Here is a 16,024-nt window from a genome sequence, read left to right on the forward strand (position 1 = left end):
GTCCAGCTTCAGGACGGGAGTGCTCACTTCGCCGCCTCCGTCGTCGACACGTCCGTGTCCGGACCCGGGACCTCGGCACCGAGGGTGCCCATCCCGCCTGTTCCCTCGTGCAGTTCCGCCTTGCGCCGGCGCGACGGCAGCAGACCTTCCGGCCGCAGCGCCATCATCAGCACCAGCACGCCGCCGAAGATCAGGATGCGGTAGTCCGCGAAGTCGCGGAACCGCTCCGGCAGCCAGCCGATCAGGAACGCGCCCAGGATCACGCCCGGCAGGTTGCCCGAGCCGCCCAGCACGACCGCGGCGAGGATCGTCGCGGACAGGATGAACGGGAACGTGTTGGGCTCGATGAACACGGCCTTGCCGGCGTAGATGCCGCCCGCCAGGCCACCGATCATCGCGCCGATCGCGAACGCGAGCAGCTTGAACTTGAACGTCGGCACGCCCATCAGCTCGGCCGCGTCCTCGTCCTCCCGGATCGCGGCCCACGCGCGGCCGACCCGGCTCTTCTGCAACCGCACCGAGAAGATGATGACCAGCACGATGGCGGCCACGATCAGGTAGTAGTACGGCGCGGGGTCGAGCAGGAACTTCGTGCCGAACACGGGCGGCGGGTGCGGGATGCCGGTGATGCCGCGCGCGCCGCCGATCTCGTCGGTGTTGTTCGCGGTGATCCGGACGATCTCGCCGAACCCGAGCGTCACGATCGCCAGGTAGTCACCGCGCAGCCGCAGGGTCGGCGCGCCGAGGATGACGCCCGAGACCGCCGCCAGGATGATGCCGAACGCGACCGTGGCCCAGTAGTTCCAGCCGAAGTGGGTTCCGTAGTAGGCGACCGAGTAGCCGCCGATCGCGAAGAACGCGACGAACCCGAGGTCGAGCAGGCCCGCCTGGCCGACCACCACGTTCAGGCCGACCGCGAGCAGGATGTAGGTGCCGATCGGGTAGATCAGCACGGTCGTCCAGTCCGCGGCGGGCGACATGAACGCGCCGATGGCGGGCGCGGGCAGGATCAGCGCGCCGACCACCAGGGCGATGTAGACCAGGTAGCGCTGCCAGATCTTGGCGTTCTCCCACCGGTCGCGCAGCCGGTCGATCCCATGGCCGATGGCGTGGAAGCCACCGCGCTTCGCCGGGGTTTCTTCCGTCGTCACTTCGTCGCCTTTCATGCCCGTGCCTTCTGGAGCGATTCGCCGAGGATGCCCGTCGGGCGGAACATCAGGACGACCACCAGGACGGTGAACGCGATGACGTCCTTCCACTCGGAACCGAGGAAGATCGCGCCCCAGTTCTCGATCAGACCGAGCACGATGCCGCCCATCAGCGCACCGCGCAGGTTGCCGATGCCACCGAGCACGGCCGCGGTGAACGCCTTGATCCCGAGGACGAAGCCGATCAGGTACGAGGTGTTCTCGATCTCCATGATGTAGAGCGAGCCGGCCACGCCGGCCATCGCACCGCCGAGCAGGAACGTCACGCGGACGATGTTGTCGATGCTCACGCCCATCAGGACGGCGGCCTCGGGGTCCTGGGCGGTGGCCCGGATGCCGCGACCGATCCGCGTCTTGTTCACGAGCTGGTCCAGGCCGACCATGACCACGACCGCCGCGACGACCACGATCACCTGGTCGAGCCGCACGTCCACGTTGCCGACCGTGAACAGCGTGTCGCGGGCGACGAACCGGGGTGCCGAGGCCTGGTTGCGGCCGGGCTTGTCGATCAGGCCCTTGATCACGACCAGGGCGAACAGCTCCTGGAGGAACAGCGACGCGCCGATCGCGGAGATGAGGGCGGCGAGCCTGGTCCCGCCTCGCTTGCGCAGCGGCCGGTAGGCCACGGTTTCGAGGACGACCGCGGACGCGCCGGAGACGGCCGCGGAGACCAGCATCAACAGCAGCAGCACACCGACCAGCGCGAACCCGGTGAGCGGGGCGCTCGGCGCGATCGCGAGCAACGTCACCAGGGACGCGAACGTGCCGATCATGAAGATCTCGGAGTGCGCGAAGTTGATCAGACGCAGCACGCCGTAGACCATCGTGTAGCCCAGGGCGACCAGCGCGTAGATCGAGCCGATCACCAGCCCACCCACCGTGCTGGGCAGGAACTGGTTGAGGAAATCATCAAGCATGACAGGTTGCCTCACGAGACGGGGCGGGGGAGAGAAAGTTCTTCGCCATAGGGGTGGGGAGCGGGAGCCGGCGACGCGTCGCCGACCTGCCCGCTCCCCAGCGCTGCCTAACTCGGTTCAAACCGTCTCGGAGATCAGCCCTCGAGCTTCGCGCTGGCCGACGGGCCGAGCAGCTTGAGGACACCACCCTTGACCTGGTAGACGAAGATGGAGTTGTTCTCCGGCTCGCCGTTCGCCTTGAACTTGATCGGCTTGGAGACGCCTTCGAAGCTCACCGAGGACAGGAAGTTGTTGATGTCCTCGGGGGTCGTCTTGCCCGCCTGGACGGCCTTGATGTACGCGGTCGCGGCGTCGTAGCCCTCGGTGGAGTAGATCGCCGGGTCGGAGCCCGCGGACTTCTTGTAGTTGTCGAAGAAGGACTTGGCCGGGCCGGTGGCCTCCGTCGACGGGATGTTGCACGGGCACGCGATGACCGCGCCCTCGGCGGCGGCGGTGCCGGCACCGGTGATCAACTGCGCGTCGAGCGAGCCGTCGCCGGTGGCGAAGACCGTCTTCACGTCGTTGTCCCGCAACTGCTTGAGCAGCCGAGCGCCCTGGGCGTAGTAGCCGCCGAAGAAGATCACGTCCGCGTTGGCGGACTTGACCTTGGTGACGGTGGACGAGTAGTCCGACGCGTCCTTGGCGAACTTGTCGGTCTCGACCGTGACGCCCTTGTCCTTGAACGTCTTGGCCACCGCCTCCGCGATGCCGACGCTGTACTCCTGGTCGTCGGACAGGACGAACGCCTTCTTGGGGCTCTTCGCGGTCACCAGGAACTCGGCGATGCGCGGACCCTGGTCGTTGTCGTTCGCGACGACGCGGTGCCAGTACTTCCAGCCGTTGCTGGCCAGGCCGGCGTTCGTCGCCGACGGCGAGATGCTGGGGATCTTGCTCTCCTCCAGCGTGCCGCCGATCGCCTTGGACTCGCCGGAGAAGGCCGGACCGATGAGGGCGGCGATCTTGTCGCTGCCGACCGCCGTCGTGATCAGCGAGGTGGCCTGGTCGGGCTTGCCCTGGCTGTCGTACTTCAGCAGTTCGATCTTGACCTTGGGGCTCGTGGCGTTGTACTCGTCGATCGCCATCTTCGCGCCGTTGTACGGCGGGATCACGATCGCGGAGTTCTCACCGGTGAGGTCACCCATGAACCCGATCTTGACCGTGGTGGCGTCGCCGCCAGAGTCGCCGCCGCCGCTAGTGCCGCCAGCGCAAGCCGCGAGCACCAGCGACGAAGCCGCCGCCAGCACCAGAACTCGGCCGAGTCGTGCTCCTGACACCGGAATACCTCCCATGACCAACCAGCCCGCCGGTAGGCGGAGCCCCCGCACGAGGGCTTGGGTTAGGGCAGGAACGTAGCTTCACTTGTGTTCCGTGAACAGGTGGTCTTCCTGCTCTGTGTCCACATCGTGACGGTAGTCACCGGCAAATGCACGCGCGTTAACAGTCTTAAATCCAGCTCAAATAGCCGCAGGTCACAGGATCAATGCGCGCAGTGACCAACAATGGGCACGACTGTGTGTCCGATACCCGAACAGGTATCTCAGCCGAAGTTTTCGACGACCGCTTCCGCGACGGCCTTCATGGTGGTGCGCCGGTCCATGGCGGTGCGCTGCACCCAGCGGAAGGCCTCGGGCTCCGACAGGCCTTGCCTGGCCATCAGCAGACCCTTGGCGCGCTCCACGACCTTGCGCGTCTCCAGGCGTTCGGTCAGGCCCGCGACCTCGTTCTCCAGCGCCTGCAACTCGGCGAACCGGCTCATCGCCAGTTCGATCGCCGGCACCAGGTCGCGCTTGGCGAACGGCTTGACCAGGTAGGCCATCGCGCCCGCGTCGCGGGCCCGCTCCACCAGGTCGCGCTGGCTGAACGCGGTGAGGATGACGACCGGGGCGATCCGCTTGGCCGCGATCGCGCCGGCGGCCTCGATGCCGTCCACCTTGGGCATCTTGACGTCCATGATGACCAGGTCCGGCCGCAGTTCCTCGGCCAGCGTGACCGCCTCGTCGCCGTCGGCGGCCTGGCCGGCCACCTCGTAGCCCTCTTCGCGCAGCATCTCGACCAGGTCGAGGCGGATGAGGGCCTCGTCCTCGGCGACGAGCACGCGACGCGGCGCGGCTGGGCCCGTGGACGGGGCCTCGGCAGCCGGTTGGGTCACCGGTGTCCTCCTGACGGTCATCACTGGTGGCACTCGACGCGAACGCACCGGGCGGAAGGGCAGTCTACCGGCGCGCCCCGACACCACCGCCTGGTCGGGCCGTGATCGCGACCACCGGCCGGCGGGTGCCGCCGGCCGGCCGAACGCGGTGCGTGACGACGGCCCGCACGGGGGTGGACCGCCCGGTGCGCCCGTTCGGCGCACCGGGGGCCCGGCACGGGGACTACTGGACCGGCCTGGTCGGCGGCTCCCACCACCCCGTCACGCCCTCGGGCCACTCCACCGCGCCCAGCGCGTCCTCCTTCGCCGGGTCCGGCGGGTCGACTTCACGCAGGTAGAGGTCGTACGAGCCGGTGGTGAGCCCGAGCCCGCCCGCCGGGCTGGGCGTCTCCACCGCGTTCGGCAACCCGAAGACCGGGTGCAGCAGCCGGTCCGCCACCGAGGTCACGCCCAGGCCGGCGGGCCACTCCAGCCACCACTTGTCGTCCTGGGGCAGCGAGCGCAACCAGGGCGCGCGGGAGAACAGGTGGTAGCGCCGCAGCACGGCGCTGCCGAGACCCGTCCGCCGGGGGAACTCGGCCAGGTGCTCGCGCTCGACGGCGCTCAACGGGCCTTCGATGAGCGGCCCGCGCAGGTCACGACCCCTGAGCAGGGTGTGCACGTAGGTCATGCCGAGGTCCCACGCGGCGTCGTCCACACCGGACAGGACGACGCTCGCCTCCAGGTCCAGCAGCCGGAGTTCGACCGACCGGGGGTGGCGCTCGACCCGCAGGCCCGCGACACCGGTGACCCACCCGTCCTCGTGGCGGGGCAGCACCTCGTAGAGCAGCGGGCCGAGCGCGTGCTCGGCGAGGTGCAGCCGGGGGGTGTCGGCGGGTTCGACGGACTGGAACACGTGCGCCGGGCGCAGCATCGAGGCCGGGGGCTTGAGCTGGAGGTGGGCGGACGCGTCCGTGGCGCTCTGGAGGACGACGCACTCCAGCGTGCGCTGGTCCTCGGTGGGCGCGTCGGGGAGGAAGAGTCCCCGCACGTCGGCGCGGTTGTCGAGGGCGTCGACCACGCGCTCGCGGCGGTCGTCGGGCAGGGAGTGCAGCACGTGCTTGACGGTCGGCACGGCCTGGCTCAGGTTCTCGCCGGTGTAGGCCCGGCGGAGGTCGACCAGTTGATCGGTCAACGACGAACGTGACATCGCGGTCCTCGCTCCCGCCGCCCGGCTCGGCGAACAAGGACGCGTACACGCGTCAACAGATGATGGGGAACTGCCTGCTCGCGGTCAGGGGTGCCTGCACCCTGCGGCGGATAACGCCACCCGTTGCCGGGGAGTGGCTCCAGCCTCACGTCTGTCCACACACGCCGTGGCCGACGGTACCAGGCGCGCGTTCCGACCCGGCCCGGATTTCCCACCGGCCGACCGGCCGACTTCGAGCGCATTGGCGAGTGGATGTTCACAGTTGACGATTCGATCGGGGACGGATGTGGTTCATGCCGGGCGAGGTGATGTCCACGGGTGTGCACGAGCGATTCCGGGCGGTCGGTTCAGCGGGCGGTTCGACGTGGCCGTGCCCGACGTTCGACGTGGGCCGTTCGCGGTTCCGGTGATCGACGTTTGCGCAGTGCGCAAGAAATCCACCCGCCGGCATTCCCACCGAAACGTCGCCGACCCGCGAACGTCCACCACCCGATCCTGAGCCGGCTCTCAGCTCAGCCCCCGAGAAGTGTCGGCCCCGAGTGCGACAATGGAACCGGGGGCCGGAGGCCATACCCCGCCCCGAAAGCGCCTACCCGCAACCACCCACCACCGCCGCGATCCGCTGGCCGCCGCAGCCTCCACCTGAGCCCCCGCCGGCCTCCCCGGCCCTCATCGCCCCCGCACCTCGACTCCCTACTTCGACTCAGGGCGAACAGCGCGGAGTTACGGAACCGAGGCGTCCGAAGTGGACGGTTTCGGGGCGAATTCTCTTCGCGTTTGACCGAATTCACCGCGCGGGACGACCCGAATGCCATCGTGGCGCGGGCCGCGCTGAAGCCCCGGTGAACACCTCGCCCCACTGGTGCCATAGAATTCGAACATGAGTTCGACTAGAGTGTGGCCGGCCGCGGCAGCGGACGACGAGCTGCGGCTGCTGACGGACTTCCTGACCTTCCTGCGCCTCACGGCGGTGTCCAAGGTCGACGGGCTGGGCTTCGACGAGGCTTCCGCCACCCCGATCCCGACCTCCCCGGTGGTGAGCTCGCTGGGCGTGCTCCGGCACCTCACGGCGGTGGAGCGCTGGTGGCTGTCCATCGAGGTGGGCGGCGTCGAGCTGCCCTCGCTATGGGGCGCGGACGCCGACGCGTCGTGGCAGTTGCACGACGGGGACACCGTCGAGTCGGTGATCGCCGAGTACCGCGCCGAGTGGGAGCTCTCCACCACGGCGCTGGCCGGCCTCGGCCCCGACGACCGCACGCGCGGCGACCACCAGGGCAACGGCCGGACCGTGCGCTGGGTGCTCGCCCACCTGGTCCAGGAGACCGGCCGGCACGTGGGCCACCTGGACCTGCTCCGCGAACTGGCCGACGGCACCAAGGGCGAGTAGCCCACACCCGCACCGGGTGCGCCGGCGACCTGGTCGCACGCGGAACCCACCGCGACCACGTGCCGCGCAACAACTTCCGCGCGACCTCCACCCGAGTGCGCAGGTGAAGCGGGTCGAGCACCGGCCGAGCTCGCGCCCGGCTCGGCGAGGTTTCACCCTCCGGGGGGTTGGCACCCCCCGCCGGGCACACCAGGGTTGGGGTTCATGACCTACGTGTCCACGAATCCGGCCGACCTCAACGACGTCGTCGCGCGCGTCGACCTGGTCGACGCCGAGCAGTTCGCCGACGCCGCCCGGCGCGCCCGGCGCGCGCAGCGGGACTGGGCGGCGGTGCCCGCGCCGGTGCGCGGACAGGTGGTCGCCAACATCGGGCGGCTGGTCGGGGCGAACGCCGAGGCGCTGGCCCGGATCGTGACCAGGGAGATCGGCAAGCCGCTGGTCGAGGCGCGCGGCGAGGTCCAGGAGATCGTGGACACGTGCGCGTTCTTCGTCGGCGAGGGCCGCCGGCTGTACGGGCAGACGGTGCCGTCGGAGATGCCGGACAAGCAGTTGTTCACCTTCCGCGACCCGGTGGGCGTGACGGCGTTCATCACCGCCGGCAACTTCCCGGTGGCCGTGCCGTCCTGGTACATCGTGCCCGCGCTGCTGTGCGGGAACACGGTGGTGTGGAAGCCCGCCGAGTACTCCGCTGCGGCGGCGCAGGCGTTCTATGACATCTTCGCGTCCGCCGGGCTGCCCGAGGGCGTGCTGAACATCGTGTTCGCGGAGGGGTCGCAGACCTATCGCGGGCTGGAACTGGCGCTGGAGCGCGGCCTGGTGGACAAGGTCGGGTTCACCGGCTCCTCCGAGGTGGGCGCGCTGATCGGCGAGCTGTGCGGGCGGCACCTCCAGTCGCCGTGCCTGGAGCTGGGCGGCAAGAACCCCATGGTGGTCACCGAGGACGCGAACCTCGACCTGGCCGTGCAGGGCGCGCTGTTCTCCGGGTTCGGCACCGGCGGGCAGCGGTGCACGTCGCTGGGCACGGCGATCGTGCACGAGTCGGTGCACGACGAGTTCCTCCGGCGGTTCGCCGAGGCGACCGCGAACGCCGTGGTGGGCGACCCGTTCGGTGACGTGCTGTACGGGCCGGTGCTCGACGGGAAGTTCGCGGTGGGCTTCGAGAAGTACCTGGGCTGGATCCGGGACCACCACACCGTGCACGGGTCGACCGGCGTCGGTCGGATCACCGAGGCCAACCCCCGCAGGGGTTTTCTCGGCGACCCGGACGGCGGGCTGTTCTACCACCCGGTGATCGTGGCGGGCGTGCGGCCCGACGACGAGGTGTTCCGGCACGAGACGTTCGGGCCGCTGGTCGGCGTGACCCCCTACCGCGACCTGGCCGAGGCGGTGGACCTGGCGAACCTGCCCGGCTACGGGCTGTCCAGCGCCATCTACACCACCGACCCCGCCAAGGTCTTCGCGTTCCGGTCCGGGGTCGGCGCGGGCATGGTCAGCGTCAACAACTCCACCTCCGGCGCGGAAGCGCACCTGCCGTTCGGCGGAAACGGCAGGTCCGGCAACGGTTCCCGGCAGTCCGGGGTGTGGGTGCTGGACCAGTTCACCCGCTGGCAGTCGGTGAACTGGGACTACTCCGGCGCGTTGCAGAAGGCGCAGGTGGACACCCCCGCCATCGAGGCGGACCTCGACTTCCGGTTGGGCGGGTGACGGTGTGGGCCGGTTCGGGCCGGCCCACGGGTCGCCGCACGAGGTCCACAAAGGACTCGTGGACCGGGTGCGGTGCCCGCTCGGCCGCGCACCCGGCCCGCAGCCGAGCGGTTCGGCGTGCTCACGCCGCCGGGCGTACCGTGCGGGCCGGTGGACGACCTGGCGGCGCGTCCGCCCCGGCCACCCACCGGCTGCCGCCGTCGGACCAGGAGTGATCCCGTGGACCCGTTGGAACTGCTGGACATCCCGTCGCTGCTGGGTGACGAGGAGCGCGACATCCGGTCCACCGTGGAGCGCTACCTGACGGCGGAGGTCCGGCCGCACGTCGCCGGGTGGTTCGAGGCCGGCGCGCTGCCCCGGGAGATCGCGCGGGAGCTCGGCCGGCTCGGCGTGCTCGGGATGCACCTGGAGGGCTACGGCTGCGCGGGCACGAGCGCCACCGCGTACGGGCTGGCGTGCCTCGAACTGGAGGCGGTGGACAGCGGGCTCCGGAGTTTCGTGTCCGTGCAGGGTTCGCTGTCGATGTTCTCGATCTGGAAGTACGGGTCCGAGGAGCAGAAGCGGGAGTGGCTGCCGCGCCTGGCGGCCGGCGAGGCGGTGGGCTGCTTCGGGCTGACCGAGCCGGATTTCGGCAGCAACCCGGCCGGGATGCGCACGCGGGCCGTGCGGCAGGGCGGCGACTGGGTGCTGGACGGCACCAAGACGTGGATCACCAACGGGAGCTGGGCGGACGTCGCGACGGTGTGGGCGGGCACCGACGAGGGCGTGCGCGGGTTCCTGGTGCCGCGCGGGACGCCGGGGTTCAGCGCGCGCGACATCACCGGGAAGCTGTCGATGCGCGCCTCCGTGACCTCGGAGCTGGTGCTGGCGGGCGTGCGGTTGCCCGACAGCGCCCGGCTGCCCGGGGCGCGCGGGCTCGGCGCGCCGCTGTCGTGCCTGGACGAGGCCCGGTTCGGCATCGTGTTCGGCGCGGTCGGCGCGGCGCTGGACTCCTACCGCGCGGCGGCGGACTACGCGGGGGCGCGCGTGCAGTTCGACAAGCCGATCGCGGCCTTCCAGCTCACCCAGCGGAAGCTGGCGTCCATGGCGCTGGCCATCGGCACCGGCGCGCTGCTCGCGCTGCACCTGGCGCGGGTGAAGGAAGCCGGGCGGCTGGAACCCGCGCAGATCAGCGCGGGCAAGCTGAACAACGTGGAAGCGGCCATCGGGGTCGCGCGGGAGGCCCGGACGATCCTCGGCGCGAACGGCATCTCGCTGGCGTACTCGCCGCTGCGGCACGCGAACAACCTGGAGTCGGTGCTCACCTACGAGGGCACCTCCGAGATCCACGTGCTCGCGCTGGGGCACGCGCTGACCGGGATTCCCGCGTACCGGTGAATCCCGACTCCCGGCCGTAGCGTGTCGACCACGCTGAGCCACAGACTGCTGGTTGGATGCCCCGGACTTCGAGGAGGCTCCCACTGATGGCCAAGCGTTTGCCGGGCGCGGCGCTCGTCGCCCTGCTCGTCCTGACCGCGTTCACGTCCCCCGCGCACGCCGTGGCGGTGGACTTCACCGGGATCGTCGCCCTGGACAACTGCTCGGGCTCGGTGGTCCGGACACCCACGGCGAAGGCGTCGGAGAAGGCGCTGGTGCTCACCAACGGCCACTGCGTGAAGCTGATGGCCGACCGCGAGGTGCTGGTGGACCAGCCGGCGACCCGCGCGTTCACGCTGCTCAACCGCACCGGCGACGGGACGTTGGGCACGCTGCGCGCGGAACGCCTGATGTACGCGACGATGACCGGCACCGACGCCGCGCTCTACCGGCTCGGCGCGACCTACGCCCAGGTCGAGGGCATGGGCTCACGCGCCCTGGAGCTCTCGCCGCAGCACCCCGCCGTCGGCATCGACATCCGCGTCGTGTCGGGGTACTGGAAGAAGATCTACTCCTGCCGCGCCGAGGCGTTCGTGCTCCTGCTCCGCGAGGCGGAGTGGACCTGGCACGACTCGATGCGCTACACGAAGTCCTGCGACACCATCGGCGGCACGTCCGGCGCGCCCGTGGTGGACGTGGCCAGCGGGAAGGTCGTCGCGGTCAACAACACCGGCAACGAGACCGGCGGCCGGTGCACCCTGAACAACCCGTGCGAGGTGGACGAGGCGGGTCGGGTCACGGTGCGGCGCGGGACCGGGTACGGGCAGCAGACGTTCCAGGTCGTGCCGTGCCTGCCGGGCGGCGGTCGGCTGGAACTGGTCGCACCCGGATGCGGGCTGGCCCGGCCGTAGCGGTGTCCGAGGGGCCGCCGGCGGGGTGGCCCCTCCTCCTGGTCGCACGTCGGGATGAACCCGGGGAAACGTCGGGTTCCCGGGAACTACCCTGGCGGCATGACCGAACCGTGGGGCGACACCGACCGCATCCGCCGCGTCCTGGCCGACTGCGGGACGTGGGCCGTCGTCGGTCTCGCCGACCACCCGCACCGCGCGGCGCACGGCGTGGCGGAGTTCCTCCAGCGGCACGGCAAGCGGATCGTGCCGGTGCACCCCGACGCGGAGACCGTGCTCGGCGAGCCGGGCTACGCCACGCTGGCCGACATCCCGTTCCCGGTCGACTGCGTGGACGTGTTCCGCCGCTCCGAGGCCGCCGGGCAGTTCGCCGACGAGGCCGTCGCGATCGGCGCGAAGGCGGTGTGGTTCCAGCTCGACGTGGTCGACGAGGCGGCCTACGCGCGCGCCACGGCCGCCGGCCTGGACGTGGTGATGGACCGCTGCCCGGCCATCGAGTGGGCCGCTAACGGGCCCCGCGCCGCGCGGTGACCTCGATCTCGATCTTCATCCGGGGGTCGGCCAGGCCGCACACCAGCATCGTGGCGGCCGGCCGCACCTCGCCGAAGGCCGCGCGCAGCGCCGGCCAGCACGGCTCGAAGTCGGCGGCGTCGGGCACGAGGTAGGTCACCCTGAGCACGTCGGCGAACGTGCATTCGGCCTCGGCCAGCGCCGCGCCGATGTTCGCCAGGCACTGCTCGACCTGCGCGACCACGTCGTCGGAGATCGTCATGGCCGAGTAGTCGAAGCCGGTGGTGCCGGAGACGTGCACCCAGTCGCCGTCCACGACCGCCCGCGCGTACCCGACCTGCTCTTCGAACGTGGAACCGGACAGGATCGCTCGCCTCATGCCCGCACCCTATCCGCCGGCCGATAGCCGGCCGGCGGATCCGCTCGCTAACCTGCCCGGCATGCCAGTAGTCGCCGTCAACGGCATCAAGCTCAGCTACCACGTCGAAGGCGACGGCGAGCTCGTCGTGCTCGTCATGGGCACCGGCAGTCCCGGCCGGGTGTGGCACCCGCACCAGGTGCCGGCCCTGCGCGCGGCCGGCTTCCGGGTCGCGACCGTCGACAACCGGGGCATCGCGCCCACCGACGAGTGCGCGTCCGGGATGGTGATCGAGGACCTGGTGGGCGACACCGCCGCGCTCATCGAGCACCTCGGCGGCGGGCCCGCCCGCGTGGTCGGCACGTCGATGGGCGCGCGGGTCACCCAGGAACTGGCGCTGGCCCGGCCGGACCTGGTGGACCGCGCCGTGCTGCTGGCCACCGCCGGCCGCACCGACCCGGTGCAGAACGCGCTGTCGCAGGGCGAGAGGGCGTTGCACGACAAGGGGATCACGCTGCCCGGCCGCTACCACGCGGCGGTCACCGCCGTGTTCAACCTGTCCCCCGCGACCATGCGGGACCCGGTCGCGATCGGCGACTGGCTGGACGTCTTCGAGTTCAGCGGCTCGGCGGTCGGGCCGGGCGTGCGGGCGCAGATGGACCTGAACGAGTTCGAGAACCGGCTGGACGCCTACCGCGCGATCACCCGGCCGTGCCTGGTGGTGGGCTTCGCGGACGACCGCGTGCTGCCGCCGCACCTGGCCCGCGAGGTGGCCGACGCCATCCCCGGCGCGCGGTACGCCGAGGTCGCCGACGCCGGCCACTACGGCTTCCTGGAGCGGCCGGCCGAGGTGAACCGCCTGCTCGTGGAGTTCCTCCGGGGCTGACGAGCCGCCCGACCGCCCCCGCTGCGAGAACTGCCCCACCACGGGACCGCGAACGCCGTTACCGTCGTTGCGACCTGCGGAAGGGGTACATGGACCACCGTCGACTCGCCCGCACCTCGCGCCTGGTCGCCCTGACCGGCGCGGGCGGTGTCACGTGCCTGGTGCTCCTCCCCGTCGCCATCAACGCCGCGACCGGCGGTTCCGCACCCCGCGTGCTGGGGCCGTACACCACCTGGCTGTGGCCGTCGCTGGTGCTGCTGGCGGCGGTCACCGCCGCGCTGGCCGCGTGGAACCCGCTGACCGCGCTGCTGGTCCGGCGCAGGCCCGCGCACCCGGCCAACCGGGCCGCCGCGCTGGACCGCGTGGAGCGGTACGTGCGCGCCCGGCGGGAGGGCTCGCTGGCCGAGCAGGTGCGGCTCAAGCTGGGGGTCGTGCCACGCGTCGGGCCGAGCCTGCCGACCCGGACCCGCGCGCCCCTGGTCGTGCACGGCGGGCCGGGCGCGGGCAAGACGTCCCTGCTGCTGGAGCTGGCCGAGGCGCTGGTGGGCCGGGCCCGCGCGGACGACGACCGGCCGGTGCCGGTGGTGGTCGACCTCGGGTCGTGGCGGCGGGACGTCGACCTCGGCGACTGGCTGGTGCGGGTGCTGTCCCGGCGGTACCGGATCGGGGCGCGGCCGGCCCGGACGTGGTTGCGCGACCGGCGGCTGGCGGTGCTGTTCGACGGGCTGGACGACGTGCCCGGGGCGGACCGCGCGGACTGCCTGGCGCGGATCACCGCGCTGAAGCTGCCGCAGGTCGTGGTGTGCTGCTCGACCGACGACCACGAGAAGCTCCCCCGGTACGACGTGGTGCACGTGGAACCGTTGCGACGCACCGACGTCGAGGACCTGATCGCCGCCTGCGGCCCCCGGCTGGACGGGTTGCGCGAGGCGCTGGCCAAGGACCCGGACCTGTGGGACGAGGTCCGCACGCCGTTGGCGTTCGGGTTGCTCGCGCTGGCCTACCGGGCGGGCCGGGCCGAGTACCGCGGCGTGCTGGACACCTACCTGGTCGAGTCCGCCGCGCGCGGGGCGGGCCGGGCGGAACGCGCGGTGCGGGCGCTGCGGTTCCTGGCCCGGATCGCCCGCCGCCGGGCGGACCTGGTGGCCCGGCACCGGTTGCCGCACCGGCGGGTGTGGCTGGACTTCGTCGGGCCGGCGGTGGTGTGGCGGCTGTTCCGCCGCGCCGGGCCCGGTGCGCTGGCGGGGGCCGTGACGGCGTTGTGCCTGGTCGTCGGGCTGCGGTCGGGGCTGGTCGCGGCGGGTGTCGCGGCGGTCGCGTCGGTCGGGCTGTCCCGGGGGCGGTTCCCCGCGCCGGCGGTGTCGCGGTCGCGCGGGTTCCGCTGGGCGGCAACGGGGTTCGTGCTCGGCGCGGCGGGCATCGGGGCGGCGACCCTGCTCGGTGACCGGCTCGGCGGGCTGGTGGCGGGGTGGCCGGCGTGGCTCGCCTACGCGGTGGTGCCCGTCGTGGCGTACCTGGTCGGGCTCGGGGCGACCCGGGACCGCTACTGGGCGGTGGCGTGCGCGCTGGTCCCGACGGCGGTGTCGGTGTTCACCGGCCCGTCGGCGGGTCTGTTGGCGGGGCTGGGGACCGGGCTGTGCGCGGGTGCGGTGGTCGGCGTGTTCGCGGGCGGGCTGGCCGGGGTGTGGGAGTCGCTGCCCGGCCTGCCGGCGGCCGGGCGCGGACCGCGCTGGTTACCGGTCGCGGGCCTGGTCGGGACCGGGCTCGCGGCGGTGCTGGGCGCGGGCGTGCGGTGGCAGGCCGTCGACGCGCTGACCGGGCTGGTGGTCGGGCTCGCCGTGACGCCGCGGTGCACCCGGTCGTGCGAGCCGGTCGCCGAGCTGCTCGCCAAGCCGCTGGCGCTGGACGAGTTCCCGTTGCGGCGCAAGGCGGTCCTCCAGTCCGCGCGGGACCGGGTGCTGCTGGTGGACGACAACCGGTTCCCGCACGCCCTGGTGCGCGACCACGTGGCCGAGTGCGACCCGGTCGAGCTGGGCGCGACCGTGGAGCGTCGCCGGGAGGGGCTCGGCCCCGCCGGGTCCGCCCCCGGGGCTCGACCCCGTGGCCTACGCCCGCCGGCGTAGCTCCACCTCCACCGAGGAGAGGTTGCCGTCCTGGTCGAGCAGGCCGCGCCGACGGCGGTTCCAGCGCAGGAACAGCAGCGCCACCACGGCGATCAACCCGGGCAGCACCATGACCGCGCCGGACACCACGAGCAGCACCGACACCCCGGCCAGCGCGAACACCGCCGTGTAGCGGGCCTTGCCGCGCCGGGGCAGCAGCCGCACCGCCGCCGCCGCGCCGATCAGGTACACCGCGACGAACTGGCCCGTGGTCAGCAGCACCAGCAGCTTCAGGCCCACCCCGGAGAGCACCACCGCCGCCAGGACCGCGAACGACAACCCGACCAGCAGCGCCAGGCTCCGGCGCGGCACCTCGCCGCGCACGCTGCCCACGGCGAGCCGGCGCGGGAAAGCCCCGTCCCGGCTCAGCGCCGCGCCGAGCTTCGCGCCGCCGGCCACGTAGGCGTTCATCGAACCGGCGGTCAGCAGCACGGCGGCGATCGCCGCGAACACCTTCAGGTCGCCGCCCAGCGCGCGGGAGAGCAGTTCGCCCAGCGGCGCGTGCGTGTCGGCATCCGACCCGAGCACCGCGACCGTCGCGAACGCGACGGCCAGGTAGAGCACCGCCACGATCGCGACCGCGCACCCGACCGCGCGCGGCACGTCCCGCTGCGGCTTCCCGAACTCCTGCGCCAGGTGCGTGACCGCCTCCCACCCGGCGAACGTCCACACCAGCAGCGCGGCGGCGGACCCCACGGCCGTCCACCCGTTGGGGGCGAACGGTTCCAGGTTGTCCGCGTCCACCATCGGCGCGGACAGCAGCACCGCGCCGAAGACCAGCAGGAGGAGCAGCCCGGACAGCAGGCACTGCACCCGCCCGGAAGCGCGCAGCCCCGCCCGGTTGGTCGAGGCGACCAGCGACATCAGCACCACCGCCGTGCCGACCTGGGTGAACCGCCCGCCGCCCACCGCCTCGGCCACGTAGGAGCCCGCGAACAGCGCGGACGCCGTGGTCCCCATCGGCACGGCGAAGAAGAAACACCAGCCCACCACGGCGGCGGCGCGTTCGCCGAACGCCAACCGGGCGTAGGTCGACACCCCGCCCGCGTCCGGGAACCGCGCGCCCAGCGCCGCGAAGGTGGCCGCCAGCGGCACGGAGACCATTACCAGGCAGAGCCACGCGAGCAGCGACGCCGGACCCGCTACCTGGGCGGCCAGCGCGGGCACCGCGATCACGCCGGTGCCGAGCACCGCGCCGACGTACATCGCGGTGCCCTGCGTGACGGTTAAGCCCGTGATCTTCTCGCCCAC

The 16,024-nt window shown here is 72.1% G+C and carries 14 protein-coding genes; 7 read left to right on the plus strand and 7 right to left on the minus strand.

Annotated features, from left to right (window positions below; all coding sequences use genetic code 11):
* Positions 1-23 precede the first annotated feature (23 nt).
* From AB0G01_RS12650 to AB0G01_RS12670, 5 genes are all read right to left on the minus strand, one after another.
* On the minus strand, positions 24-1,166 hold the full coding sequence (locus AB0G01_RS12650) for a branched-chain amino acid ABC transporter permease (protein ID WP_360943568.1): 1,143 nt from the start codon (positions 1,164-1,166) through the stop codon (positions 24-26).
* The gene (locus AB0G01_RS12655) at positions 1,163-2,125 is read right to left on the minus strand and encodes a branched-chain amino acid ABC transporter permease (RefSeq protein ID WP_360943571.1); all 963 of its coding nucleotides are present in this window, start codon (positions 2,123-2,125) and stop codon (positions 1,163-1,165) included. Before AB0G01_RS12655 ends, AB0G01_RS12650 begins: the two co-directional genes overlap by 4 nt.
* Before the next feature lie 134 nt (positions 2,126-2,259).
* Positions 2,260-3,438, minus strand: a complete 1,179-nt coding sequence (locus AB0G01_RS12660) for a branched-chain amino acid ABC transporter substrate-binding protein (RefSeq protein WP_360943574.1) — start codon at positions 3,436-3,438, stop codon at positions 2,260-2,262.
* A gap of 263 nt (positions 3,439-3,701) precedes the next feature.
* A complete protein-coding gene (locus AB0G01_RS12665; protein ID WP_360943577.1) occupies positions 3,702-4,313 on the minus strand; it encodes a response regulator in 612 nt (203 codons plus the stop codon).
* Between the two features lie 223 nt (positions 4,314-4,536).
* Positions 4,537-5,502: a hypothetical protein gene (locus AB0G01_RS12670; RefSeq protein ID WP_360943580.1), complete on the minus strand. Its 966-nt coding sequence runs from the start codon at positions 5,500-5,502 to the stop codon at positions 4,537-4,539.
* Between the two features lie 880 nt (positions 5,503-6,382).
* Between AB0G01_RS12670 and AB0G01_RS12675 the strand changes: the two genes are divergently transcribed.
* The 5 genes from AB0G01_RS12675 (at position 6,383) to AB0G01_RS12695 (ending at position 11,388) form a co-directional block, all read left to right on the plus strand.
* Positions 6,383-6,889, plus strand: a complete 507-nt coding sequence (locus AB0G01_RS12675; RefSeq protein WP_360943583.1) for a DinB family protein — start codon at positions 6,383-6,385, stop codon at positions 6,887-6,889.
* A gap of 204 nt (positions 6,890-7,093) precedes the next feature.
* Positions 7,094-8,593 carry an aldehyde dehydrogenase family protein gene (locus tag AB0G01_RS12680; protein ID WP_360943586.1) on the plus strand — a complete coding sequence of 500 codons (1,500 nt, stop codon included), beginning with the start codon at positions 7,094-7,096 and terminating at the stop codon, positions 8,591-8,593.
* A 219-nt stretch (positions 8,594-8,812) separates the two neighbouring features.
* On the plus strand, positions 8,813-9,970 hold the full coding sequence (locus AB0G01_RS12685; RefSeq protein ID WP_360943589.1) for an acyl-CoA dehydrogenase family protein: 1,158 nt from the start codon (positions 8,813-8,815) through the stop codon (positions 9,968-9,970).
* An 86-nt stretch (positions 9,971-10,056) separates the two neighbouring features.
* Positions 10,057-10,860 carry a serine protease gene (locus AB0G01_RS12690; protein WP_360943592.1) on the plus strand — a complete coding sequence of 268 codons (804 nt, stop codon included), beginning with the start codon at positions 10,057-10,059 and terminating at the stop codon, positions 10,858-10,860.
* Between the two features lie 99 nt (positions 10,861-10,959).
* Entirely contained in the window at positions 10,960-11,388 is a 429-nt protein-coding gene (locus AB0G01_RS12695; protein ID WP_360943595.1) for a CoA-binding protein, read from the plus strand.
* On the opposite strand, the gene AB0G01_RS12700 is transcribed toward AB0G01_RS12695, so the two are convergent.
* A complete protein-coding gene (locus AB0G01_RS12700; protein WP_360943598.1) occupies positions 11,363-11,746 on the minus strand; it encodes a RidA family protein in 384 nt (127 codons plus the stop codon). The two genes, AB0G01_RS12695 and AB0G01_RS12700, sit on opposite strands and share 26 nt — an antisense overlap.
* Positions 11,747-11,807: 61 nt before the next feature.
* Between AB0G01_RS12700 and AB0G01_RS12705 the strand changes: the two genes are divergently transcribed.
* Together AB0G01_RS12705 and AB0G01_RS12710 are read left to right on the plus strand one after the other, a co-directional pair.
* Positions 11,808-12,611 carry an alpha/beta hydrolase gene (locus AB0G01_RS12705; protein WP_360943601.1) on the plus strand — a complete coding sequence of 268 codons (804 nt, stop codon included), beginning with the start codon at positions 11,808-11,810 and terminating at the stop codon, positions 12,609-12,611.
* A gap of 89 nt (positions 12,612-12,700) precedes the next feature.
* On the plus strand, positions 12,701-14,734 hold the full coding sequence (locus tag AB0G01_RS12710) for a hypothetical protein (protein ID WP_360943604.1): 2,034 nt from the start codon (positions 12,701-12,703) through the stop codon (positions 14,732-14,734).
* Here AB0G01_RS12710 and AB0G01_RS12715 read toward each other — a convergent pair.
* A complete protein-coding gene (locus tag AB0G01_RS12715) occupies positions 14,717-16,024 on the minus strand; it encodes an amino acid permease (RefSeq protein ID WP_360943607.1) in 1,308 nt (435 codons plus the stop codon). The two genes, AB0G01_RS12710 and AB0G01_RS12715, sit on opposite strands and share 18 nt — an antisense overlap.

It is taken from the genome of Actinosynnema sp. NPDC023587 (assembly GCF_040640215.1).
Taxonomy (GTDB): Bacteria; Actinomycetota; Actinomycetes; order Mycobacteriales; family Pseudonocardiaceae; genus Actinosynnema.

Coding starts and splice junctions, on each gene's coding strand:
- AB0G01_RS12650 (WP_360943568.1), bottom strand. CDS start 1,166: ATGAAAGGCGACGAAGTGACGACGGAAGAAACCCCGGCGAAGCGCGGT.
- AB0G01_RS12655 (WP_360943571.1), bottom strand. CDS start 2,125: ATGCTTGATGATTTCCTCAACCAGTTCCTGCCCAGCACGGTGGGTGGG.
- AB0G01_RS12670 (WP_360943580.1), bottom strand. CDS start 5,502: ATGTCACGTTCGTCGTTGACCGATCAACTGGTCGACCTCCGCCGGGCC.
- AB0G01_RS12675 (WP_360943583.1), top strand. CDS start 6,383: ATGAGTTCGACTAGAGTGTGGCCGGCCGCGGCAGCGGACGACGAGCTG.
- AB0G01_RS12680 (WP_360943586.1), top strand. CDS start 7,094: ATGACCTACGTGTCCACGAATCCGGCCGACCTCAACGACGTCGTCGCG.
- AB0G01_RS12690 (WP_360943592.1), top strand. CDS start 10,057: ATGGCCAAGCGTTTGCCGGGCGCGGCGCTCGTCGCCCTGCTCGTCCTG.
- AB0G01_RS12695 (WP_360943595.1), top strand. CDS start 10,960: ATGACCGAACCGTGGGGCGACACCGACCGCATCCGCCGCGTCCTGGCC.
- AB0G01_RS12700 (WP_360943598.1), bottom strand. CDS start 11,746: ATGAGGCGAGCGATCCTGTCCGGTTCCACGTTCGAAGAGCAGGTCGGG.
- AB0G01_RS12705 (WP_360943601.1), top strand. CDS start 11,808: ATGCCAGTAGTCGCCGTCAACGGCATCAAGCTCAGCTACCACGTCGAA.
- AB0G01_RS12710 (WP_360943604.1), top strand. CDS start 12,701: ATGGACCACCGTCGACTCGCCCGCACCTCGCGCCTGGTCGCCCTGACC.